The 22,710-nt window shown below is 69.3% G+C and carries 25 protein-coding genes; 16 read left to right on the top strand and 9 right to left on the bottom strand.

The window, feature by feature from the left end:
• Positions 1 to 43 precede the first annotated feature (43 nt).
• Complete coding sequence (locus AMYAL_RS0122510; protein ID WP_020633521.1) at positions 44 to 1,816, top strand: serine/threonine-protein kinase; 1,773 nt, start codon at positions 44 to 46, stop codon at positions 1,814 to 1,816.
• On the opposite strand, the gene AMYAL_RS0122505 is transcribed toward AMYAL_RS0122510, so the two are convergent.
• A complete protein-coding gene (locus AMYAL_RS0122505; protein WP_020633520.1) occupies positions 1,796 to 2,482 on the bottom strand; it encodes a MerR family transcriptional regulator in 687 nt (228 codons plus the stop codon). The genes AMYAL_RS0122510 and AMYAL_RS0122505 overlap by 21 nt on opposite strands.
• A gap of 75 nt (positions 2,483 to 2,557) precedes the next feature.
• Here AMYAL_RS0122505 and AMYAL_RS0122500 point away from each other — a divergent pair, with 75 nt between their 5' ends.
• From AMYAL_RS0122500 to AMYAL_RS0122490, 3 genes are read left to right on the top strand one after another with little or no spacing between them, the layout of a single operon-like run.
• Positions 2,558 to 3,532 carry a hypothetical protein gene (locus tag AMYAL_RS0122500; protein WP_020633519.1) on the top strand — a complete coding sequence of 325 codons (975 nt, stop codon included), beginning with the start codon at positions 2,558 to 2,560 and terminating at the stop codon, positions 3,530 to 3,532.
• Complete coding sequence (locus AMYAL_RS0122495) at positions 3,529 to 3,960, top strand: ABA4-like family protein (protein ID WP_020633518.1); 432 nt, start codon at positions 3,529 to 3,531, stop codon at positions 3,958 to 3,960. Before AMYAL_RS0122500 ends, AMYAL_RS0122495 begins: the two co-directional genes overlap by 4 nt.
• Positions 3,953 to 4,738, top strand: coding sequence for a purine-nucleoside phosphorylase (locus AMYAL_RS0122490; protein WP_020633517.1), 786 nt, complete (start codon positions 3,953 to 3,955; stop codon positions 4,736 to 4,738). The genes AMYAL_RS0122495 and AMYAL_RS0122490 overlap by 8 nt, the downstream gene beginning before the upstream one ends.
• A gap of 65 nt (positions 4,739 to 4,803) precedes the next feature.
• Here AMYAL_RS0122490 and AMYAL_RS0122485 read toward each other — a convergent pair whose 3' ends face one another.
• The gene (locus AMYAL_RS0122485) at positions 4,804 to 5,961 is read right to left on the bottom strand and encodes a glycosyltransferase (RefSeq protein ID WP_026467341.1); all 1,158 of its coding nucleotides are present in this window, start codon (positions 5,959 to 5,961) and stop codon (positions 4,804 to 4,806) included.
• 29 nt (positions 5,962 to 5,990) lie between these two features.
• Between AMYAL_RS0122485 and AMYAL_RS0122480 the strand changes: the two genes are divergently transcribed.
• The 8 genes from AMYAL_RS0122480 (at position 5,991) to hisS (ending at position 13,523) form a co-directional block, all read left to right on the top strand.
• A complete protein-coding gene (locus AMYAL_RS0122480) occupies positions 5,991 to 7,628 on the top strand; it encodes a phospho-sugar mutase (protein WP_020633515.1) in 1,638 nt (545 codons plus the stop codon).
• 1 nt (position 7,629) lies between these two features.
• Entirely contained in the window at positions 7,630 to 8,082 is a 453-nt protein-coding gene (locus AMYAL_RS0122475) for a flavodoxin family protein (RefSeq protein ID WP_020633514.1), read from the top strand.
• A gap of 323 nt (positions 8,083 to 8,405) precedes the next feature.
• On the top strand, positions 8,406 to 8,798 hold the full coding sequence (locus AMYAL_RS0122470; protein ID WP_020633513.1) for a helix-turn-helix domain-containing protein: 393 nt from the start codon (positions 8,406 to 8,408) through the stop codon (positions 8,796 to 8,798).
• A complete protein-coding gene (locus tag AMYAL_RS0122465; protein WP_020633512.1) occupies positions 8,795 to 9,316 on the top strand; it encodes a hypothetical protein in 522 nt (173 codons plus the stop codon). The genes AMYAL_RS0122470 and AMYAL_RS0122465 overlap by 4 nt, the downstream gene beginning before the upstream one ends.
• Positions 9,313 to 10,446 carry an MAB_1171c family putative transporter gene (locus AMYAL_RS0122460; protein WP_020633511.1) on the top strand — a complete coding sequence of 378 codons (1,134 nt, stop codon included), beginning with the start codon at positions 9,313 to 9,315 and terminating at the stop codon, positions 10,444 to 10,446. The genes AMYAL_RS0122465 and AMYAL_RS0122460 overlap by 4 nt, the downstream gene beginning before the upstream one ends.
• The gene (locus AMYAL_RS0122455) at positions 10,443 to 11,642 is read left to right on the top strand and encodes an amidohydrolase family protein (protein ID WP_020633510.1); all 1,200 of its coding nucleotides are present in this window, start codon (positions 10,443 to 10,445) and stop codon (positions 11,640 to 11,642) included. The genes AMYAL_RS0122460 and AMYAL_RS0122455 overlap by 4 nt, the downstream gene beginning before the upstream one ends.
• A 168-nt stretch (positions 11,643 to 11,810) precedes the next feature.
• On the top strand, positions 11,811 to 12,200 hold the full coding sequence (locus AMYAL_RS0122450) for a hypothetical protein (protein WP_020633509.1): 390 nt from the start codon (positions 11,811 to 11,813) through the stop codon (positions 12,198 to 12,200).
• Positions 12,201 to 12,236: 36 nt separating this feature from the next.
• The gene (hisS, locus tag AMYAL_RS0122445; RefSeq protein WP_020633508.1) at positions 12,237 to 13,523 is read left to right on the top strand and encodes a histidine--tRNA ligase; all 1,287 of its coding nucleotides are present in this window, start codon (positions 12,237 to 12,239) and stop codon (positions 13,521 to 13,523) included.
• Between the two features lie 84 nt (positions 13,524 to 13,607).
• Here the strand turns inward: hisS and AMYAL_RS0122440 are convergent, their stop codons facing one another.
• The 3 genes from AMYAL_RS0122440 to AMYAL_RS0122430 are packed head-to-tail and all read right to left on the bottom strand — an operon-like array spanning position 13,608 to position 16,017.
• Complete coding sequence (locus AMYAL_RS0122440; protein WP_020633507.1) at positions 13,608 to 14,609, bottom strand: aldo/keto reductase; 1,002 nt, start codon at positions 14,607 to 14,609, stop codon at positions 13,608 to 13,610.
• 26 nt (positions 14,610 to 14,635) lie between these two features.
• A complete protein-coding gene (locus AMYAL_RS0122435) occupies positions 14,636 to 15,619 on the bottom strand; it encodes an aldo/keto reductase (protein WP_020633506.1) in 984 nt (327 codons plus the stop codon).
• Positions 15,616 to 16,017: a MerR family transcriptional regulator gene (locus tag AMYAL_RS0122430; protein ID WP_020633505.1), complete on the bottom strand. Its 402-nt coding sequence runs from the start codon at positions 16,015 to 16,017 to the stop codon at positions 15,616 to 15,618. The genes AMYAL_RS0122435 and AMYAL_RS0122430 overlap by 4 nt, the downstream gene beginning before the upstream one ends.
• Positions 16,018 to 16,101: 84 nt before the next feature.
• Between AMYAL_RS0122430 and AMYAL_RS0122425 the strand changes: the two genes are divergently transcribed.
• Entirely contained in the window at positions 16,102 to 16,695 is a 594-nt protein-coding gene (locus AMYAL_RS0122425) for a TetR/AcrR family transcriptional regulator (RefSeq protein ID WP_020633504.1), read from the top strand.
• Positions 16,696 to 16,798: 103 nt separating this feature from the next.
• Here the strand turns inward: AMYAL_RS0122425 and AMYAL_RS0122420 are convergent, their stop codons facing one another.
• The 4 genes from AMYAL_RS0122420 to AMYAL_RS0122405 are packed head-to-tail and all read right to left on the bottom strand — an operon-like array spanning position 16,799 to position 19,812.
• Positions 16,799 to 18,082: a hypothetical protein gene (locus tag AMYAL_RS0122420; RefSeq protein WP_020633503.1), complete on the bottom strand. Its 1,284-nt coding sequence runs from the start codon at positions 18,080 to 18,082 to the stop codon at positions 16,799 to 16,801.
• Positions 18,079 to 18,684: an RNA polymerase sigma factor gene (locus tag AMYAL_RS0122415; protein ID WP_039794076.1), complete on the bottom strand. Its 606-nt coding sequence runs from the start codon at positions 18,682 to 18,684 to the stop codon at positions 18,079 to 18,081. Before AMYAL_RS0122415 ends, AMYAL_RS0122420 begins: the two co-directional genes overlap by 4 nt.
• A 42-nt stretch (positions 18,685 to 18,726) precedes the next feature.
• Positions 18,727 to 19,350, bottom strand: a complete 624-nt coding sequence (gene upp, locus AMYAL_RS0122410; protein WP_020633501.1) for a uracil phosphoribosyltransferase — start codon at positions 19,348 to 19,350, stop codon at positions 18,727 to 18,729.
• 18 nt (positions 19,351 to 19,368) lie between these two features.
• Positions 19,369 to 19,812 carry a protein-tyrosine phosphatase family protein gene (locus AMYAL_RS0122405; RefSeq protein ID WP_026467340.1) on the bottom strand — a complete coding sequence of 148 codons (444 nt, stop codon included), beginning with the start codon at positions 19,810 to 19,812 and terminating at the stop codon, positions 19,369 to 19,371.
• Between the two features lie 105 nt (positions 19,813 to 19,917).
• On the opposite strand from AMYAL_RS0122405, the gene AMYAL_RS0122400 reads away from it, so the two are divergent.
• From AMYAL_RS0122400 to deoC, 3 genes are read left to right on the top strand one after another with little or no spacing between them, the layout of a single operon-like run.
• Positions 19,918 to 20,529, top strand: coding sequence for a DUF1707 SHOCT-like domain-containing protein (locus AMYAL_RS0122400; protein WP_020633499.1), 612 nt, complete (start codon positions 19,918 to 19,920; stop codon positions 20,527 to 20,529).
• 22 nt (positions 20,530 to 20,551) lie between these two features.
• A complete protein-coding gene (locus AMYAL_RS0122395; RefSeq protein ID WP_020633498.1) occupies positions 20,552 to 21,715 on the top strand; it encodes a serine hydrolase domain-containing protein in 1,164 nt (387 codons plus the stop codon).
• Between the two features lie 19 nt (positions 21,716 to 21,734).
• Complete coding sequence (gene deoC, locus AMYAL_RS0122390; RefSeq protein WP_020633497.1) at positions 21,735 to 22,709, top strand: deoxyribose-phosphate aldolase; 975 nt, start codon at positions 21,735 to 21,737, stop codon at positions 22,707 to 22,709.
• Position 22,710: the final 1 nt, after the last annotated feature.

Genomic DNA, 22,710 nt, shown 5'->3' with positions numbered 1-22,710 from the left:
CGTCGCATAGGCCCGCCACGGGGGCATACGACACAATTGGGCCGTGCCGTCCGACACCACCGAGTCCCCCGAGAGCCCTGGCGAAGAGAAGCGTGTCGTCGCCGGGCGATATCGGTTGCGCTCGGTGATCGGCTCGGGATCGATGGGCACGGTCTGGTCGGCCTACGACGAGTTCCTGCACCGCCCGGTCGCGGTCAAAGAGGTCCGCCTCCCGCCCGGCGTCCCGACCTCGCAGGCCGACGAACTGCGCGAACGCACTCTGCGCGAAGCCCGCGCGATCGCCGTTCTGAGTCACCCGAACGTGATCATCCTGCACGACGTCGCGCGCGAGAACGACGAACCCTTCGTCGTCATGGAGCTGCTGCCGTCGCGCAGCCTCGCGCACATCCTGCGCGACCACGGGCCGCTGACCGTCGAGCAGGCGGCGGCGGTCGGCATCGCGGTGGCGTCCGCGCTCGAGGCCGCGCACGCCGCCGGGATCACCCACCGTGACGTCAAACCGGGGAACGTCCTGGTCGCCGGGGACGGCCGGATCAAGCTCACCGACTTCGGCATCGCGCGCAACGTCTCCGAAGCCACCATGACCCGCACCGGGATGATGCTGGGCTCCCCCGCCTACATCGCGCCCGAGGTCGCCTCGGGTGGCGCGGTCGTGCCCGCCGCCGATCTGTGGGGTCTCGGCGCGACGTTGTTCGCCGCCATCGAGGGCTCGCCGCCCTACGACGCCGACGGTGACCCGCTCGAAACAGTCGGCAAGGTCGTCAACGGAAAGGTGCCGAAGCCCGGCCCCGGTCCGCTGTCCGACGTCATCGGCGCGCTCATGAAGAAGGAGCCGTCGAAGCGGATCACCCTGCGCGAGGTGCGGCGCCGCCTGTACCCGCTGCAGGCCAAGACGTTGATCGACCTCTTCCCCACCGAGCTGTTCCACACGCCCGACGGCAAGAAGACCATCGCGCATCTCGACGCGACCGACACCCAGGTGATCAAGACGGTCGCCCCGGAAAAACCGGCCGAAGGCACGAGTTCCGAACTCGCCGCCGACCCCGGCCCGCTGCCGTTCCTGAACCAGCCCGCCGCGGCACCCGTGCCGCCTGCCGAACTGCCGCCGATGCCGACCGTCGTCCCGCTGCCGCCCCGCCCGCCGGGCCGGTCCGCGGTGGCCCTAGTGCTGCTGGCGCTCGCGTCGGTCGTCGTCTTCCTGCTGGCCGCAGGCGGCGGGTTCGTGCTGGCCAGGACCGTCGGCGGGCAGGATCTGATGCCGCCGGTGGAGCAGCAGCAGGGCGACACGATCGCCACCCAGCCGCCGCCAAAGCTGATCACGCAGCAGGGTGACGCCAGCACGGTGAACGGCATCAAGGGCGGCCGGTTCACCATCGGTGTCCCGGAAGGCTGGCAGAAGTTCGTCGCGCCGCACATCACCAGGGGTGTGCCGAGCACGGTGGTCCAGTACGTCTCGCCCGACGGCCGCCAGGTCATCCGGATCGAGCGGCTGAGCGGTTTCCTGTCCGACAGCCCGCCGCCCGCCTACTTCAGCTGGCTGAAGTCGCAGCATCCGGACATCGCGCCCATCAACGATCCCGTCGCCGTGCCCGGCCGGGGCGAAAACAGCCTGCGCTACACCTACCGGACGAGCGAGCGCTCGCCGGGAGCCAGGGACGCCACGAACGAAACCATGCGGCGCACGACGTTCATGGACCTGTTCAGCGGCGGCACGGATCTGTGGATCTTCTCGGTGACCTCGCCGATCGAGCAGGAGTCCTCCACGAAGACCGCGGTGTTCGAGCCCGTCGCGCTGTCACTCATCGTCGACGGCTAGCCGCGCGAAGTGCGCCTTCGACGCGCGCTGCTGCGCCAGCCTGCGCAGTACCGAAAGCAGCCTGTCGCCCAGAACGGTTTCGACGACGGCGATCTCGATGATCCGTTCCAGTGACTCGACCCCGGCGATGCCTTCGAGGTCCAGGTCGGCGGTCCGGTCGGCGATCTCGGCGTAGGCGTCGAGTTTGTCGAGGTACCAGCCGTGCCCGACGTCCCGGATCGCGCACAGGACACCGATCAGGGCCTGGATGATCGGGTCTTCGGGATCTTTGCATGGCCAGTCCCGGCGCTCGGCCAGGTCGCGGACCGTGGCGAGGGCCCACTCCCGGCTTTCTTCGTCGACGACCTGGCGAGAGCTCGTGATGCCTTCCTGGGCGATGCCGAGGATGCGGTGGGGACTGGCCTTCCCTTCGTCGACCGCGGCGAGCACCTCGCCGACCGTCGCGAGGGAAAGGCCGCCGACGTCCATCAGCGCCCTGATCAGCTTGATCCGCTGGACGTGCCCGTCGGCGTACTTCGCCTGATTGGGGCTGGTCCGCTCGCCCGGCGGGAGCAGTCCTTCCCGCAGGTAGTACTTGATCGTGGCGACCGGGACCCCGGCTTTTTCACTCAGCTCCGCCATCCGCACGCGTAGCAACTCCGATCTCGGGGACGGTTCCAGGGTCATCCCTGAAGATTTCTCAGCATGGATAGTTTAACTTCCCATAACGGAGAGCTTGACTATCCATTCTGGGAGGGACCCATGACCATCTTGACCGATCTCCAGGACAGAACCCGCACCTGGCACCGTGGTTCGTATCGCTGCGCCCAGGTCTTCGCCGTGATCACCGCGCTGTGCGTCCTGGCCATGCTGATCGACCAGCGGACGCTGGAAGGCGCGCCGATCTGGGCGAAACCGTTCAAATTCGCCGTCTCCGGCTCGCTGTACTTCTTCACCTGGAGCTGGCTCGTCACGCTGCTGCCGAAGTTCCGGCGGACCGCGAGCGTGCTGACGAACGTGCTCGTCGTGATCTTCTCGGCCGAGTACGTGCTGGTGGTGTTCCAGGCCGCCCGCGTCCGCGCGAGCCACTTCAACAACGCGACCCCGCTGGACAACACGATCTTCCAGACCATGGGCGGGATGATCGCCGTGCTGTGGATGGTCAACCTCGTCCTGACGGTCGCCGTCATGTTCGTCAAGGTCCCCGACCGCGCGACCGGATGGGCGGCCAGGATCGGCGCGGTCCTCGGCATGATCGGGATCTCGCTGGCGACGCTGATGAGCAGCCCCACCCCGGACCAGCAGGCCCTGCTCGACGCGACCGGCCAGTCCGCGATGATCGGCGCGCACACCGTCGGCCTCTCCGACGGCGGCCCCGGCCTGCCGATCCTCGGCTGGAGCACGGTGGGCGGCGACCTGCGGATCCCGCACTTCCTCGGTCTGCACGGACTCCAGGCGCTTCCGCTGCTCGCGCTCGCTCTCGGCGTCCTGGCCGCGCGTTACCCGCGGCTGCGCGACGACGTCGTCCGGCTGCGGCTGGTGCTGATCGCCGGCGTCGGTTACGCGGGCCTTCTCGCGCTGCTCACTTGGCAGGCGCTGCGGGGCCAGTCCATCGTCGCCCCCGACGGCCAGACGCTGGCAGCCTTCGCCCTGCTCATCGCGGGCATCGCGTTCAGCGGGCTGATCGCGATCCGGCGGCCGGCGAAAGACCGAGAGCTGGAGGCTTCCGTCCGATGAGCGTCGAGACCCTGTTCACCTGGACCTTCCCGCTGGCGACGCCGTTCTGGCTGCTGATGATCTTCCTGCCGGGCTGGTCCTGGACGCGCCGGATCCTGTCCTCGCCCTGGGTGCCGCTGCTGCCGCTGATCCCCTACTTCGTGCTCGCCATCGCGCACCTCGGCGAGCTCTGGACGGCGGTCAGCAGGCCGGACCTGGACGTGCTCAGCGCGTTCACCGGAAGCCCGTACGGGGCGGCGACGATCTGGGCGCATCTGATCGCCTTCGACCTGTTCATCGCGCGCTGGATGTACTTCGAATCCCGCGAACACCGGATCCACCCGCTGGTGACCGGCCCGATCCTGGCGCTCACGATCTTCCTGTCGCCGTTCGGGCTGGTGGCGTTCCTGCTCGTGCGAAGTGTCCGGATACGCTCGTCGCATGAGTGAGAACGAGGTCGCGGCGGCCGCCGCCATCGCCGAACGCACCGGCGTCGAGAAGCACGACATCGCCGTCGTGCTCGGTTCGGGCTGGCGCCCGGCGGCGGACGTCATCGGGGAGCCCGAGGCGGAGATCCCGCTGGGCGAACTGCCGGGATTCGTCGCGCCGGGCGCGGTCGGGCACGGCGGGACCGCCCGGTCGGTCCGCGTCGGCGAGAAGCGCGCGCTGATCCTGCTGGGCCGCACGCATTTCTACGAGGGCAAGGGCATCGACCCGGTCGTGCACAACGTGCGCACCGCCGCGGCGGCGGGCGCCAAGACGGTGCTGCTGACCAACGCGGCAGGCGGCCTGCGCGAGGGTTTCCGCGTCGGGCAGCCGGTGCTGATCTCCGACCACCTGAACCTGACCGCGCGTTCGCCGATCGTCGGCGCGAACTTCGTCGACCTGACGGACCTGTACTCGAAGCGGCTGCGCGACATCGCGCGCGAAATCGACCCGTCGCTGGAAGAGGGCGTCTACGCGGGACTCACCGGGCCGCATTTCGAGACCCCGGCGGAGATCCACATGCTGCGGACCCTCGGCGCCGACCTCGTCGGCATGTCGACGGTGCTGGAGGCCATCGCCGCCCGCGCCGCCGGGATCGAGGTGTTCGGGCTTTCGCTGGTGACCAACCTGGCTGCCGGGATGACCGGGGAACCGCTGAACCACGAAGAGGTCCTCGAGGCGGGCCGACAGTCGGCCACCCGCATGGGCACTCTCCTGAAGGAACTCGTCACCCTCGCCTGAAGCTGAAGTACATGAAGGCCCCCATCCTTGCGCCTGGCGCAAGGATGGGGGCCTTCATGTACTTCTCAGCCCGCGAACTCGGGAAGCCGCTGGGCGACCTCCGCCGGCGACGGCATCGCGGCGACCTCATCGCCGAGTTTCCGTGCCGCGCCGAGGACCCCTTCGTCGGCGAGCAGCGTTCGAGCCTGTTCGTGGATGGCGTCCTCGACGATGGCGCCACCGATCAGCTGCGCGCCCACCCCAGCGGCGACGACGGCTTCGGCGTTCGTGAACTGGTCCGCCCCCTGCGGAAGCACCAGCTGCGGCAGCCCGGCCCCGAAGGCACCCAGCGTCGTCCCGCTACCACCGTGGTGGACCACGAGGTCGACGTGCGGCAGGAGCTCGGCCTGCGGCACCCACGCCTCGACCCGGACGTTGGCCGGGACGTTCCCCAGCTGCGCCGGGTCCACCGTCGGGCCCGCCGCGACGATGACGTCCGCGTCGATCCGTGCCAGGCCGCCGATGGCCCGCTTGAGCACGTCCTCGTCACCGAACGCGGTGCCGAGGGTGAGGTAGATCAGCGGACGGCTCTTGTCCCGCCCCACCACACCCGGCGGGAGATCGCCGGGCTCGGCCCAGCCGACGGGCCGCAGCGGGATCCGGTTCGCACCGGCCAGGAAATCCGGTGATTGCACCGATTCCGGGCAGATGTCGACGACCGGGTCGCCGTACGAGTGCAGGGCCGCACCCTCGAAACCGACCTCCGTGGCGAATTCCGCGAGACGGCCGTTGATGACGTCGATGACCTCGCCCGGCGAAACCCGGCCGAAACCGTGCCCGATCGCGGGAACGCCCGCCAGCCGGGCGGCGATGGCACCACCGGCGTTGCCGCTTTCGTAGACGACGAGATCCGGCCGGTGCCGTTCGAGCAACGGCGTCAGATCGGCGAGGAACCGACGCGGCAGCACATTTCCGAACACCTGCCCGATAACGGGATAAAACTCCTCGGGCGCACCGTTCGAGGCACGGGGCGGGGAAGCGTCGGGACCGAAGAAGGCGGCGAACGCCTCGCGCATCCCGAATCCGGCACTTTCCGAGGCCAAACCGGCCTTTTCGACCACCGGCCGCATGTCGTCACCGGTGGCGAACAAGACATCGTGCCCGGCGTCGCGAGCGGCGACGGCGAGCGGTAGTAGGGGATAGAGATGACCATGACTCACCAGAGAAGTGAAGATCAATCGCACCCTCTCCAACGTACCCGTAGGCTGACTCGGTGACGACTTCCTTGACCCCGGAACTCCGGGATCGGGCGTTCCGCTGGATCGCCGATGATCCGGACGACGATTCCCGCGTCGAACTGCAGGACATCCTCGCCCGCGCGATGGGCGGCGAAACCGGTGCGGCCGACGAGCTCGCGGACCGGATGGCCGGACCGCTCGAATTCGGCACCGCCGGACTGCGCGGCCCGGTGCGCGCGGGCCCCAACGGGATGAACGTCGCGGTCGTGACCCGCACGACCGCCGGGGTCGCGGACTGGCTGGCCGCACAAGGACATTCCGGTGGGGTCGTGGTGGTCGGCCGGGACGCGCGGCACGGTTCGGCAGCCTTCGCCAAGGCCGCCGCCGAGGTGCTGACGGCCGCCGGATTCGCGGTGAAGGTGCTGCCGGGGCCGCTGCCGACACCGGTACTCGCGTTCGCCGTGCTGGAACTCGGCGCGGTCGCGGGCATCCAGATCACCGCGTCGCACAATCCGCCCGCCGACAACGGCTACAAGCTTTACGACGCGACAGGCGGCCAGATCGTCCCGCCGTCGGACGGCCTGATCGAGCGCGCCATCGAAGCCGCTCCCCCGGCGATCAGCGTGCCGCGCGCGCCGGGCGCCGAGGTCCTTGGCGAGGAGCTGCGGGACGCGTACCTGGCCAAGGTCGCGCTTCTCCCGCGCGGCCCGGAACGCGGGGTGAAGGTCGCCGCGACGGCGTTGCACGGCGTCGGCGCGGAGACCCTGCGTGCCGCGTTCGAGCGGGCTGGTTTCACCGAGCTGAGCCTGGTCGCCGAGCAGTCGACCCCGGATCCGGACTTCCCGACGGTCACCTTCCCGAACCCGGAGGAACCGGGCGCGACGGACCTTTTGCTGGCGCTGGCGTCCGAAGTGGACGCCGAGCTGGCGATCGCGCTCGACCCCGACGCCGACCGGTGCGCGCTGGGCGTGCGCGAACGGGACGGTTCGTGGCGGATGCTGCGGGGCGACGAGACCGGCGTTCTGCTCGGCTGGCACGTTCTGTCCACTGTAGACAGCGTGGATCCGCTGGTGGCCACGACGATCGTGTCGTCGTCGATGCTCGGCGAAGTCGCGAAGGAGTTCGGCGCGCGCTACGCGGAGACGTTGACCGGCTTCAAATGGCTGGTCCGCGCGGGCGACGGGCTCGTGTTCGCCTACGAAGAGGCGCTCGGTCTCTGCGTGAACCCTGGTTTCGTCCGCGACAAGGACGGCATCTCCGCCGCCGTGCTCGCCGCCGGTTTGAGCGCTTCCCTGCGCGCGGCGGGCCGCGGGCCGCTGGACGTCCTCGACGAACTGGCCGTGAAGCACGGCGTGCACGTGACGGATCAGGTCTCGCTGCGGGTCACCGATCTGTCGGTGCGGGAGAAGCTGATGGCCGGCCTGCGCGCCACTCCCCCGGCGTCGCTGGGCGGCACCGCCGTCACCATGGAGGATCTCCTGCCCGACGCCGATGTCCTGCGCCTGACCGGAGAAGGCCTGCGCGTCGTCATCAGGCCTTCCGGAACCGAGCCGAAGCTGAAGGCGTACCTGCAGGTGAAGGAGCCGGTTTCCGGCGATCTCGCCGAGGCGCGCACCGCCGCGAACGCCCGGCTGGCCGCGCTCCGGGCCGACATCGAGTCCCGCCTGGCCTGACATGCCCAAGCTGCTGATCGTCCACCACACGCCGTCGCCCTCGACGCAGGCGATGTTCGAAGCCGTGCTCTCCGGCGCGAATCATCCCGACGTCGAGGGCGTCGACGTCGTGCGCCGTCCGGCGCTGGGCGCGACCGTGCCCGACGTCCTCGACGCGGACGGCTACCTGCTCGGCACCCCGGCGAATCTCGGCTACATGTCGGGCGCGCTGAAACATTTCTTCGACACCGTCTACTACCCGTGCCTGGATTCCACGCGCGGGAGGCCGTTCGGGTTCTTCGTGCACGGCAACAACGACACCGCGGGCACCGTGCGGGGGATCGAGAGCATCGCCACCGGCCTCGGCTGGGAACGCGCGGCTTCGCCGGTCCTCGTGACGGGAGAACCGGGCAAAGCGGATTTGGCGGCCTGTTTCGAACTGGGCGGCACCCTCGCCGCCACTCTCATGCCCTGACCCGGCCGGAAAAGTAAGGGGCCTGTCACCGGAAGCCCTGGGGGTCGACCTCCGGCAACAGGCCTAGGTCAAGGGTTCGCCGTGATGGCGATCAACCTCGACTGACCAAGCGTACTACATCCGGCACGATCTTGTGCACTCGCCTGGAAAAACGCCTCTCACTCCGGTGTCCGTACACCCCCAGGGCACGGATTCCGGAGCGAGAGGCCGGAACGCGGCACGAAACCGCCTGACAACTGTAAACCACTGCATACACATGCTGTCAACAGCTGCGGACAGCCCGAATCGCGTTACACTCCGACTACAGAACGGATGGGGGGATCATGTCGCCGGACCACACCTTCGCCCGGAAACTGAGCGCGCTGATCGACTCGGCGCGCGCGGACGAAGGCGCCCCGCACAGCTATCGCGAGCTGTCCGCGGCGATCGATCGCGCGGGCGGGCCCGCCATGTCGCCCGCGTATCTCCAGCAGCTCGCCACGGGCAAGCGGATCAACCCGAAGATCCATTACGTCGAAGCGCTGGCGAGGCTGTTCGGGGTCCCGGTCACCTACTTCTTCGACGAAGAGGAACCACAACCCACGGGAGAGGCGAAGCTCATGGCCATGCGCGCGCAGGAACTCTCCCCGCAAGGACGGCGTCAGGTCATGGACCTGCTGGAACTCGTCGAGCGGTACGAACGGGCCGAGCGCGACCAGCCGGGCGAGAGCCGATGAAGGAACGGGAGCTCCGCAAGCGCTGCCGCAAGATGCTGAACAACCTCGACATCGAGCCGCCACTCGACGTCGGCGTGCTGTGTGAGCGGCTCGGCGAGCAACGCGGCAGGCCGATCCGGCTGATGCCGTATCCGCTGGAGGTCCCCGGCCCGTTCGGCTGCTGGATCGCCACCGGCTCGGCGGACTACATCTTCTTCCAGCAGGAGACCACGAAGTCCCATCAGGACCACATCATCCTGCACGAACTCGGGCATATGCTCGCCGATCACCACCCCGGCGGCGACGCCCAGCCAGCCGACTTCCTGCGCGGCCCCGCCACCGGTCTCGACGGCGACGCCGTACACCGTGCCTTGCGCCGCACCTCCTACGATGAGGCGCACGAATGGGAAGCCGAGACCGTGGCGACCATCATCCTCGAATGGGCGTCGGTCTTGAACTACACGATTCCCCGTCGCGCCGACGACGATGACGTCCGCCGCGTCCAAGGCGCGCTGGGCGACCATCAAGGGTGGCTGTGAACGCACTGTTCTCCCCTCTCAACGTCGTGGCGATGGCGCTGTTCGCGACGGCGCTCGCCTGGCGGATCTACCAGACGTACCGGGCGCCGCGGGTCCTGCCGAACTGGGCGATCACCATCACGATCATCTGTGTCGCGGGTTCCTTCCTCGCGCAGCAGAAGGTCATTTCGGGCTGGCTCGACGGGCTGACCGGCAAAGGCACCGGACGGCTGGTCAACAACGTCCTGCTCGCCGTCGGGGTCTGCGCGCTGCTGATCGTCTTCCTCGGCTCCGCGCTGGGCCCGCGCAGACCGGGACGGGTCCTGTTCGAACTGCTCCCGCTGTCCGGCGCGATCGCGCTGATGCTGGTCGCGATGGCCGTCACCCCGCCGGAGGCGCGCGGGCTCGCGCTGAGCCCGAAGCTCGTGCACGAACCCGGCGTGGCGCTGTTCTACCTGGGCGCCGGGCTGTACCTGATCTACGGCCTGTCCGCCTGCGCCTGGTGGATCTTCCGGTACATCCGCACCGCGGACCGCCATCTGCGGACCGGGCTGAAACTCAGTGCCGCCGGGCTGATCGCTCTCTCGGTGGGCAGCGTCTTCCGCGCGCTCTACATCGTGATCGCCTGGGCGTTCGGGCCGTCGATCCCGCTTCTGCTCGCCGTCGCCGTCCCGTTGGTGCTCCTCGGGATCGTGCTCTTCCTCGCCGGGGTCACCTATCCCGGCGCCCGCGCCCGGTTCGCCGCGCTGCGACGCCGCCGCCAGCACCGGCTGCACCACGAACGGCTCACGCCCCTGTGGACCGCGCTGGCGGAGATCTACCCGAACATCGTGCTCCGGACGACACCGCAGGGGGTGTGGGAACGGTGGCGCCCGCGCACGGTCCACCGCCGGTACTACCGCCGGGTGATCGAGATCCGGGACGGGCTCGTGCAGCTGAGCCCCTATCTGGAAACCGATCTCACCGCCCTCGCCGCCGACGATCCGCGGGCGGCGGCGGACGCGCTGAAGACGGCGATCGCCAGGCAGACCGCGGGCGAGGAGACCGACGGGCGGGCGAAACTCGTGCTCCCCGGCGGCGCCTCGGACATCGAATCCGACGTGCGGCCCCTGCTCGCGCTGTCGGCCGCCGTATCCCGGAACGAGGCGTGACCTTGCAGCTTCTCCTTACCGCGGACCGGATCCTGCCGCGGCCGGGCACCCCCGTCCGGGACGGCGCCGTTCTCGTCGAGGACGGCCGGATCCTCGCGGCGGGACCGCGCGCCGAGGTCGTGGCACAGGCGGCACCGGACGCCGAACGGCTCGACTTCCCCGGCGCGACCGTGCTGCCCGGTCTGGTCAACGCCCATGTGCACCTGGCTTTCGACGCCACTCGCGAGATGCTGCCGAACTTCCTGGCGAGCGACGACACAGCTCTCCGCGCGGGCGCCAAGGACCGGTTGGGACAGCTGCTGCGCAGCGGCGTCACGACCGTGCGGGACCTCGGCGATCGCGACGCCCTCGGCGCACGGGTCCGGGCGGAACTCGACGCCGAGGGCACCGCGGCTCCGCGGCTGCTGACCGCGGGATCACCCCTGACAGTCCTCAATGGACACTGCCACTTCTTCGGCGGCGAGGTCGGCGACGACGACTCCGTCCGGGCCGTGATCGACGCCAACGCGGCCGACGGCGCCGACGTGATCAAGGTGATGGCCAGCGGCGGCCAGATCACCGAGGGCGGCGCGGACATGTGGGAGTCCCAGTTCGACGTCCGGACCCTGCGCCTGATCGTCGAACACGCGGCGGGCCACGGGCTCCCGGTCGCGGCGCACGCCCACGGCGCGGACGCGATCGAGGCGTCGGTCGAGGCGGGGGTGGCCACGATCGAGCACTGCACGTGGATGACCGGCCCGCAACGACAGGACCGGCGTGAAGACGTCGCCAAACGCATGGCGGCCGAAGGCATCGCGGCGTGTTCGACCAGCAGCCGCAACTGGCGGACGCTCGCCGAGCGCATGGGCGAGGAACTCGCGAAAACCGTCTACGGCAGGCTGTCCTGGCTGGAGGAACTGGGGGTCCCGCTCCTGGCGGGGACGGACGCGGGGCTGCCCGGTTCGGTCTTCGACGATCCCGTCGGCGCCCTCGAACTCTACGAATGGCTCGGTTTCGGCAGGCGGCGGATCCTCGAGATCGCGACCGAGGACAGCGCCGCCGGACTCGGCCTCGGCGCCGTCACCGGACGGCTCGCCCCCGGCCTGAGCGCCGACGTCCTGGTGGTCGACGGCGATCCGCTCGCCGACCTTTCCGCACTCCGGAACCCGCGCCTGGTGCTCGCCCGCGGGTCGGTCGTGAGGGGCGATTCGGGCTAGGCACTTTCGCGTGACCGAGTGGACGGCACGTGTGACTGGATGGACGGCACACGTGATCAGACGGACGACACCCCGGCCACGGCCGCCAAAGTGGGACGCAAGGTTTGGTGACAACGTTTTAAAACAGTGTTATCGTTCCCTTCGCACCCCACTGCGAAGGGAAAACCCATGGAAGGCCCGATCAGGCTGTTCACCGTCATCGCGCTCGTTTCGCTGCCGACGGTGATGTACGGCGGCTACGCGCTGATGGGCGTCTTGCGCGACAAGAAACTGACCGAACACCAGCGCGGGATGTTCCGCGCCGGGCACGCCCACGCCGGTGTCCTGCTGGTCCTGGCGCTGGTCGCGCTGCAGATCCTCGGGCAGACCGGGCTGCCGGGCACCGCGCGGTGGATCGTCTGCTTCCTGCTGCTGTTCGGCGTGCTCGCCCAGTCCGGCGGCTTCTTCCTGCACCTGCTGCCGAACAAGGGCAAGCTCGGCGGACGGGTCACCAGCGCCGGCGCCGTCCTGCTCGGGGCCGCGATCCTGACCACCGCGTACGGCGTCGCCTTCCCCTGACAAAAGCGGTGGCGACCGCTCGTTAAGCTTGCTGACGTGCCTGAATACCTGCCGACAGCCCCCGCCAAGGGGACCCGCGACTTCCTGCCCGCCGAGATGTCCGTCCGGACGCAGGTGTTCGGCCATCTCTACGACGTGCTCGAACTGCGGGGTTTCCTCCGCTACGACGGGCCGATCCTCGAACCCGCCGAGATCTACGAGCGGAAGTCCGGGCAGGAGATCGCGGACCAGCAGCTGTACACGCTGACCACCAAGGGCGGCGAGCGGCTCGCGCTGCGCCCGGAGATGACCCCGTCGGTCGCCAGGATGATCGCGGGCAACGCCAAGTCGCTGCAGTTCCCGGTGCGCTGGTACAGCCACCCGAACTGCCACCGCTACGAGCGGCCGCAGCGCGGGCGGGTCCGCGAACACTGGCAGATCAACGCGGACATCTTCGGTTCGGACAGCGCGAACTGCGAGATCGAGATCTTCGAGCTCGTCCACGACATGATGAGCGCGCTCGGGGCCACCCCGGACATGTTCCAGGTGCGGGCGAACGACCGGAACCTGCTCTCTTCGGCGCTCACCGACATCGTCGGCGTGACCGCGGAGCAGCTGCCGCAGGTGTTCACCCTGGTGGACCGCTGGGAGAAGTCGGACCGCACGAAGCTGAGCGACACCGCGACCGAGATCGGCCTGACCGAGAAGCAGTTCGAGAAGCTGGCCGAGATCCTGTCGTCCGGCACCGCGCTGCTCGACGAGCTGCCCGAGCAGGTCAAGGAGAACTCGAATCTGGTGAAGGTGCTGAACAGCGGCGCCGCGGACCTGATCACGTTCGACCCGATGATCGTGCGCGGGCTCGCGTACTACACGTCGACCGTGTTCGAGGTCTTCGACACCTCGCCGGAGAACCGCCGTGCCCTCTTCGGCGGCGGCCGGTACAGCGACCTCGCGTCGTTGTTCACGTCGCAGCAGATCCCCGGCATCGGCTTCGGCATGGGCGACGTCACGCTGATCGACTTCCTCGACACCCACGGCCTGACCCCGAAACCGCGCAGTGAGACCGATGTCGTGGTGATCCCGGTGGTCGAAGAGCTCACCGACGCCGCGCGCGAGGTCGCGGGACGGCTGCGCAAGGCCGGTCTGCGCACGTCCACCCCCGTCGAGCTCCGCAAGCTGGGCAAGGAACTCACCCGCGCCGACAAGGCCGGGGCGCGGGCCGTGGTGATCGTCGGCCAGGAGGACTGGGACGCCGGGAACGTGACCGTCCGCGGTCTCGCGACCCGTGAGCAGCAGACCGTCGCCGTCGACGGCGTGGTCTCGGCGGTCAATTCCCTGCTCTGACAACGTGACTCGCGTGTTTGGAGCCGGATCACGATGATCCGGCTCCAAACACGCGTGTGACGTTCCTGAGCACGCGAGTCAGGGTCAGCGTGACAGCGTCTTCATGGACGCTTCGTGGTAGCGCTCCCCCGCGATCGCGTCTGCCGGGACCGCCGCCTCGATCGCGGCCACGTCCTCGGCGGTCAGCTTCAGGCCGACGGCCGCGACGTTCTCTTCGAGGTACTTGCGCCGCTTCGTTCCCGGAATCGGCACGACGTCGTCGCCCTGGGCCTGCACCCAGGCCAGCGCGAGCTGTCCGGCGGTGACGCCCTTCTGCTCGGCCAGCGCGCGCAGCGCCTCGACGATCGCCAGGTTCCGCTCCAGGTTGCCCTCGGCGAACCGCGGCTGGATCGTCTGCCGGAAGTCGCCGTCCTCGAAGTCCTCTTTGGACTTGAAGCGGCCGGTGAGGAAACCGCGGCCCAGCGGGGAATACGGCACCAGCCCGATACCGAGCTCACGGCAGACCGGCACGACCTCGTTCTCGATGTCGCGTGACCACAGCGACCATTCGGTCTGCACCGCCGTCACCGGATGCACGGCGTGCGCCCGCCGGATCGTCTCCGGACCCGCCTCGGACAATCCGATGTGCCGGATCTTGCCCTGCTCGACCAGCGAGGACAGCGCGCCCGCGGTCTCCTCGATCGGCACGTCCGGGTCGACGCGGTGCTGGTAGTAGAGGTCGATGTGGTCGACGTTCAACCGGCGCAGCGACGCCTCGACCTGTTGCCGCACATAGAACTCGTCGCCGCGGATCCCGCGCTTCGATGGGTCGGCCTCGTCACGGACGACGCCGAACTTGGTCGCCAGCACGACCTGGTCCCGCTTGCCTGCCAGCGCGCGGCCGACCAGTTCCTCGTTGCGGCCGAAGCCGTACATGTCGGCGGTGTCGAGCAGGGTCACGCCGAGGTCGATCGCGCGGTGGATCGTCGCGATCGATTCGGTGTCGTCACCTTGGCCGTAGAACTCGCTCATGCCCATGCAGCCGAGCCCCTGCGCGCCGACTTCCAGCGTGCCGAGCCTGCGTGCGGGCAGGGTGGAACCCGTCATGATTTCTCTCTCGCAATTCTCTGGTTCTATTTACCGGCCGCGCGGGCGAGCCGCTCCGGGTACCGTTCCCCGGCGATCGCCTCGACGGGCGCGGCCTTTTCGATGGCCTCGATGTCCACTTCGGACAGTTCCAGCTCCGCGGCGGCGGCGTTCTCTTCGAGGTACTTGCGCCGCTTGGTGCCGGGGATCGGCACGACGTCGTCACCCTGGGCCTGCACCCAGGCCAGCGCGAGCTGTCCGGCGGTGACGCCCTTCTGCTCGGCCAGCGCGCGCAGCGCCTCGACGATCGCCATGTTGCGCTCGAAGTTGCCCTCGGCGAACCGGGGCAGCCCGCAGCGCAGGTCGTCCTCCGGAAGGTCCTTCACCGACGTCACGCTGCCGGTGAGGAAACCGCGGCCGAGCGGCGAGAACGGCACGACGCCGATCCCCAGCTCGCGGGTGGTCGACCGGATCTCGCCTTCGATGCCGCGCGTCCACAGCGACCATTCGCTCTGGAGCGCCGTCACCGGGTGGACGGCGTGCGCGCGACGGATCGTCCCGGCACTGGCCTCGGAGATCCCGGCGAAGCGGATCTTGCCCTCCTCGACCAGCTCCGCGAGCGCGCCCCAGGTCTCCTCGATCGGCGTGTTCGGATCGACGCGGTGCTGGTAGTAGAGGTCGATGTGGTCGACGTTCAGCCTGCGAAGGGACTCTTCACAGCTCTGCTTGACGTACGCCGCGTCGCCGCGAGCGGACATCCCGCCGTCCTTGTCCCATACGATGCCGAACTTGGTCGCCAGCACGACCTGGTCCCGCTTGCCCGCGATCGCCCGGCCGACCAGCTCTTCGTTCGCGCCGGCGCCGTAGACGTTCGCGGTGTCGAGCAGGGTCACGCCCAGTTCGAGGGCACGGTGGACGGTGGCGATCGACTCCGTGTCGTCGTCACGGACGCCGTAGGCCTGGCTCATCCCCATGCAGCCGAGCCCCTGCGCCCCGACTTCCAGACCGCCGAGCCTCCTGGTGCTGATCACGCTGAAATTCCCTCCACGGTGGCGCCGATGCCGAGCACGCTGCGCTCCACCTGGTCGTAGTGGTCGATCTTGTAGTCGAGGATGTCGAGGCAGGCCTGCAACTCGGCGATCCGGTCGGCGACCGAAGTGCGCTGGTCGACGAGGATCGCCTTGCGCCGCCCCGCGCTCGCCGCCCCGTGGTGGCGCAGGGAGGCGTACTCCCGCATGCGCTTGATGGGCATGCCGGTCAGGCGCAGCTTGGTCAGGAACCCCAGCCACCCGAGGTCCTCGTCGGTGTAGGCGCGGCGCCCCGCGGCGTCCCGCGCCGGGGGCTCGACGAGTTTGATGCGCTCGTAGTACCGGAGAGTGTCGATGGACAGTCCGCTACGTCGCGCGGCTTCCGCTATCGAGTAGCTCATGTGAACGACAGTACGACCTGGAGTGCGCTCCAGGTCAACTCCGAATCCGAGCGATTGATAACAGCGTTGCGATACGCTTCGATCATGCCCCGTCCCAGGACGCACGACGAGAACCTCCGGCTGAAACTGCTGGACCGCGCCGGTGAGCTCATCTCGGCCGACGGCCCGAAGGCCCTCAGCCTCCGCAAACTGGCCGCCGACGTCGGCACGTCCACCACCGCGGTCTATTCACTCTTCGGCGGGAAGACGGATCTGGTCGGTGCCCTCTTCGCCGAGGGTTTCCGCCGCTTCGGCCTGCGGATGTCCGGGGTCTCGCTGAGCGGTGACCCGGTCGAGGATCTCGTGCGGCTCGGCGTCGCGTACCGCGAGAGCGCGCTGGCCGATCCGCACCTCTACGCGATCATGTTCACGAAGTCGGTGCCGGGTTTCGAGCCGGCGGAGGAGACGTCCGATCAGGCTCGCGCGACGATGGCGCCGCTGGAGGAGACGATCCGGACGGCCGTCGCCGACTGCGTCTTCCTCGACGTGCCGCCCGAGGTCGTCACCGTGGCCTGCTGGGGATTCGTGCACGGACTCGTGTCGCTGGAGCTGACCGGGAACCTGCCGGACGAGTTCACCGTGAGCGCGGCCTACGAGACCGCGCTGCGGGCGAACGCCTCCGGCTGGCTGCGCCGCTGACCCCCGCACCCCACCCCTCGCCGCTCCGCGCTGCCGCCGCCGAAGTCCTTCACGGACCACACTGTCTGCCCCCGAGGCCCCTGGGAACGTGGAGCGGCAGGGGTCACGAGAGTGGCAGGGTGCCCTGGTGGAGCGTCTTTCCTGCGGCGTCGAGGACGACGATGCCCACCTTCGCGTTCGGGTCCGCCGGGTTGACGTCTTCCGGTCGCCACACCGCGAACGTCCCCGCGGTGACCACGGCGTCGACCTTTCTTCCCGCCCCGAAATCGAGCTTCACCGTGGCCGCGGCCTGGGGCACGATCCCGATGAACGGGGTCTTCCCGCGGCCGCTCCCGCCCTGTTCGGCAGCGCCGAGCGTTTCGGCGAACAGGGTGCGCACCGGCCGGGGGTCGGCGCGAGCATCCATGTCCTGGAAGACGCGGTAGTACTCGCTCTTCCCGTCGTGATAGCCGAGCCCGCCCTGACAGACGGCGGCCCTGTCACCGAGCCGTGCGACGACCACCTTCACGTCATCGCCTTCGAGCAGCGTGCCGACCTCGTAGGCGTCCTCGTCGGGCAGCGGTTCGGTCGCCCCCCGCACGCAGGTGTTGAAGAACTCACCGGCTGGTGTGTCCCGCGCCGGCACCGAAGGCGGGATGCGATCGATGTCCGTCACCGCCGGATCGGGCGCGGGCCGCAGGGCGTACGGCCCGACACCGCTCCCGTCACCAGGTGCCCCTGGGTACGGCCCGACCGAGTACGTCGTCCGCGACGGGATGCTCTGCGAAATCATCACGAACAGGTTCCCGTTCCGGAAGACGTTCACGTCGGTCGATCCGGTCCCGTCCGCGGTCCGGGAGTAGATCACCATTTTCTCCCATCCGGGGTCCGCAACGCCCGCGACCGTCCCGTAACGGCTCGTCAACAAGGCGGCGGTCTTGGTGCCGGTGGCGTAGAGCGGGGCGGCGGCGGGATCGGAGACCGTCACGGTGATCAACGTGGTCTCGCAGAAGAAGACCTTGTCTCCCCCTTTCACCGCGACGACCGTGACGGGTGTCCAGTACGGAGCGACGGTGAACTGCGGCACCCATTCGTCCCGCGCGGGGAAGTTCGCCGTCCGGTTCTGTTTCTGGATCGCCGCCCAGCAGCGGTCCATCGCCGGGATCGCCTTCGGCAGGTCCAGGGCGAAGTCGGGGTCCGAAGCGACCGCCGGTCCGTCCGGCTCACGGATGAGCACGGTCGTGACCAGCGCGCCCGCGAGGACCAGGACGACGGCAGCCGCGACGGCGACGACCGGCCATCGCCGCCGCGGCGGTTTTCCCATCCCCTCCCGCAACGACATCCGCAGGGTGTCCAGCACTTCCGGAGGGAGTTCACGCCTGCCGGGCAGGCCGAGGTCGTCGGTCATTTCTCCTCCAGGGCAGCCCGCAGCTGCGCGCGGGCCCGCGAGATGTGGGCGCGAACGGTCACCTCGGCGACACCGAGCAGTTCAGCGGCGTCGGAAAGGGAGAGATCCCCGAGAAGGCAGAGTTCGACGGACTTACGTTGTGACTTGGGCAGCTTCGCGACCAAGGCGAGCACCTGCCGGAGGCGCTCTTCGCCGTCGAGCTGATCGACGACGGTGTCGGCGTGGTCGGACACCGTCCTGGGTTCCGGCAGCCGCCGGACGAGCCGGAGCCGCCGCCCGGAGCTGCGGTGTTCGGTCCGCGCGAGATTCCCCACGACGGTGTACAGCCAGGGCAGTGCGCTCTCGCGGATGAGCGTGATGTCCGCCCTGCGCCGCCAGGCGGTGAGGAACGTGGTGGACGTCAGGTCTTCGGCCGACGCCCAAGACCCCGTCAGCCGATACGCGTGATTCCACACGGACTGGACGTGGCGTTCGAACAGCTCGGTGAACGCGGTGTGATCACCGCCCGCCGCCGTCTGCCAAAGCTCCGTGTCGCTCCTGCCGGGAGGAGGTTCGCACGAGTCCACCGGCACCCCCGCCGATCCGGTCGCTGTTCTGGTCACATCATTCAGTGGCCGTCAACGGCGGGGGGGTTGCGAAAAACGTCAGACCGCGCCGTACTGCCGGTCCCCGGCGTCCCCGAGCCCCGGCACGATGAAGCCGGAGTCGTTCAGCCGCTCGTCGATGCTCGCGGTCACCACACGCAGCGGCAGCCCGGTCTTCTCCAGGTGCGCGATGCCCTCGGGCGCCGCGAGCGCGCAGATCGCGGTGACGTCGGTGGCGCCCCGGCCGGTCAGCAGCCGGATCGTGTACTCCATCGATCCGCCGGTCGCCAGCATCGGATCGAGCACCAGCACCGGGCGGTCGGCGAGCGATTCGGGCAGCGACTCGAGGTACGGCGTCGGCTTGAGCGTCTCCTCGTCGCGGGCGAGGCCGACGAAGCCCATCTGGGCGTCCGGGATCAGCTTGTGCGCCTGGTCCGCCATGCCCAGCCCGGCCCGCAGCACCGGCACCAGCAGCGGCGGGCTCGCCAGCGCGTAACCGTCGGTGCGCGCCACGGGCGTGTGGATCCGCTCGATCCGCACGGGCATTTCGCGCGTGGCTTCGTAGACCAGCATGACGGTCAGTTCGTGCAGCGCCGCGCGGAAGGCGGCGCTGTCGGTGCGCGCGTCGCGCATGGTGGAGAGCCTGGCCTTGGCCAGCGGGTGATCAACGACGTGCACATCCATGCCGGTCAATTTATCTCCTCAGGCCTGCCGCGCGAACCAGCCGACCCAGCGGCGCTGCCACGGTGTCTCCACCGAACGCTTGTCGTGGTTCGCCCGCGCCCAGGCCACGGCCTCCTCGGCGGTCAGCCCACCGAGCGTGGCCAGACAGGACAGCACGGTCCCGGTCCGCCCGAGACCGCCGTAACAGGCGACCTCGACACCTTCCCCCGCCGCCGCGCGCTCGTGCAGGTCCACGATCCGCCGTCGCGCGTCCGCCCAGTCCGTCGGCAGCAGGAAGTCCGGCCAGCGGATCCACGCCCGCTCCCAGTCCATTTTGTGGTCGTGCTTCCGGCGCAGCTTCGCGCCACCGAGATACAGCCCGAAATCCGGCGAAGGCCCGTCTGGCCAGGGCCGACCCAGGCCCCGTCCCCGTACCTTCACCCCGTCCGGCAGCTCCAAGGCTCCGGGTAGTGAGTTCCCCATCACGGGAGAATGCCACTGTCGGCCATAAGATGGACGTCCGGCCCTCTCACCGGCGCTAGGCTCCTGCGGGTGAGCGAAGAGCCGGCCTTGCCAGGACCCGAACAGATGCGCATCTCCGACGCCGACCGCGAGCAGGTCGCGCAGGTGCTGCACGCGGCGATGTCCGAAGGGCGCATCACCATCAACGAGCTGGAAGAGCGGCTCACCGTCGTTTACGCGGCCAAGACCGTCGGGGACCTGAAACCGGTCACCGCGGACCTGCCGCAGCAGTCACGGTCGGCGATCGAACCCGCGACGTCGCGTGCGCTGGGCCTGCCCGACGACCGCATCGGCGGGCATCCGGGCTCCGGCGCCTCGATCGCCGTCATGTCCGGCGTCTCCCGCAAGGGCAGCTGGGTCGTCCCGCCGCAGCACAACAGTTTCGCGTTCTGGGGCGGCGCCGACCTCGACCTGAGGAACGCGCGGTTCGCCGAGAAGCACACGACGATCACCGCGGTCGCGATCATGGGCGGGATCGACATCATCGTGCCCGACGACATCAACGTGGACGTCACCGGAATCGGCTTCATGGGCGCCTTCGAGCTGGAGGACCGCGCCGGGACACCTGCCGCACCGCCGACCGCGCCGACGGTGAAGATCACCGGCCTGGCGTTCTGGGGCGGCGTCGTCGTCAAGCGGAAGCCACGTAAGAAAGAAGTACCTGAAATCGAAATCTGAGCCGAATCGGGGGATTCGAATCATGCGCCGAAGTTTCGTCGCCATCGCTTGTGCCGTAACGCTTTCCGTCACCGCCTTCCCGGCGTCCGCCGCCGGGAAGACCGATCCGCGCCAGGCCGCGATGGACGCTGCCGTCGCCGCGGGCATTCCGGGCATGGTCGCCGTCGCCGACGATTTCCGCGGCGTCAGTGGCGTCGCGAAGATCGACAGGCAGGGCAAGCCGGACGCCTCGGGACGCTGGCGGGTCGCGAGTGTTTCCAAGGTGTTCGTCGCGACACTCGTCCTGCAGCTCGTCGCCGAAAAGCGCGTCGGACTGGACGAACCCGTGCAGCGCTACCTGCCGGGGCTGCTGCCGTATCCGGAGCCGATCACCGTCCGCCAGCTGCTGCAGCACACCAGCGGAATGCCGCGTGACCTGCTCCCCGAGGATTCCTGGGCGTCGCTGCCGGAGATCGACGCCGAACGCTTCGAGCACTTCGACAGCGACGACGAGATCCGGCTGAGCACCTCGAAGCAGCCGCTGCTGTTCAAGCCGGGGACGAGCTGGGCGTATTCCAACACCGGCTACAACATCCTCGGCCTGCTGGTCGAGAAGACCACCCGGAAGCCGCTGGAACGCGCGCTGGCCGAACGCATCACCGGCCCGCTGCACCTGCGCGACACGTCGCTCCCGCGCGACTTCCCCTTCCTGATCGGGGCGGCCGCCCACGGCTACGAGCAGCTGTACGACGCGCCGCGCGGCCTCACCGACATCACCACCTACAACTACTCGCGCTACTTCGGCGCGGGTGACATCGTCTCTTCGGGCAAGGACCTCAACCGCTTCTTCGAGGCCCTGCTCGGCGGCCGTCTGCTGCCCGCGGACCTGCTCACCCAGATGAAGAAGACGGTCCCGGCGGGCGGCGCCCTCGAATACGGCCTCGGCCTGATGAAGCTGAACCTCAAGACCGCCGGTGCCTGCGCGGAGGATCACGTCGTCTGGGGCCACGGCGGTGACCTGCCGGGGTACAACACCCTCAGCTTCCACGACGAGTCCGGCAAGAACGTCTCCACACTGGCCACCGTGGACCTCACCGCGTCGCCGGACGCCGCGCTGAAGCGTCAGCTGCCGATGATCGCCGAGTTCTGCGCCCCGGCGGTGCCCTCGGCCATGGCCGCCGCCCAGGCCCCGGTGCCCAGCTTGTAGGCCGCTTACACTCACCCGTATGACAGCTACGACCAGCTCGTCGGCGGCGACGGCAACCCCGTCGCCGCTGACGGACGCGACTCGCGACGAGGCGAGCCTGCGCCGGTTCCTGCACGGGCTGCCTGGTGTCGACCAGGTCGGCGTCGAGCAGCGGGCCGCGGGCCTCGGCACGCGCAGCATCAAGAAGGCCGCCAAGCTCTGGGCGATCGACACCGCCATTTCGATGGTCGACCTGACGACCCTCGAAGGCGCCGACACCCGTGGCAAGGTCCGCGCGCTCGCCGCGAAGGCCAAGCGGCCGGACCCGGAACGCCCGGACACCCCGCAGGTGGCGGCCGTATGCGTGTACCCGGACATGGTCGAGACGGCTGTCGAGGCGCTGCGCGGCACCGGCATCCACGTCGCGAGTGTCGCCACCGGGTTCCCGGCAGGCCGCACGAGCCGCGAGATCAAGCTGGCCGACACCAAGATCGCCGTCGACGCCGGAGCCGCCGAGATCGACATGGTGATCGACCGCGGCGCCTTCCTGGAGGGCCGCTACCTGGAGGTCTTCGAGGAGATCCAGGCGATCAAGGCCGCCTGTGGCAGCGCTCACCTCAAGGTCATCCTCGAAACCGGTGAGCTGGCCACCTACGACAACGTCCGCCGCGCGTCCTGGCTCGCGCTGCTGGCAGGCGGCGACTTCATCAAGACCTCCACCGGCAAGGTGTCGCCCGCCGCGACGCTGCCGGTCACCCACGTCATGCTGCAGGCCGTCCGCGACTGGTTCGTCCAGACCGGTGAACTGCGCGGCGTCAAACCCGCCGGTGGCATCCGGACGACCAAGGACGCGATCAAGTACCTGGTCGCGGTGCACGAGGTCGCCGGCGAGCAGTGGCTGAACCCGGACCTGTTCCGCTTCGGGGCGTCCAGCCTGCTCAACGACCTCCTGCTGCAGCGCCGCACCCAGGCCGACGGCCACTACAGCGGCCCCGACTACGTGACGGTGGACTGAT

Source organism: Amycolatopsis alba DSM 44262, from assembly GCF_000384215.1.
GTDB classification, from domain to species: Bacteria; Actinomycetota; Actinomycetes; order Mycobacteriales; family Pseudonocardiaceae; genus Amycolatopsis; species Amycolatopsis alba.
This window is presented reverse-complemented; position numbering and strand designations above follow the sequence as displayed.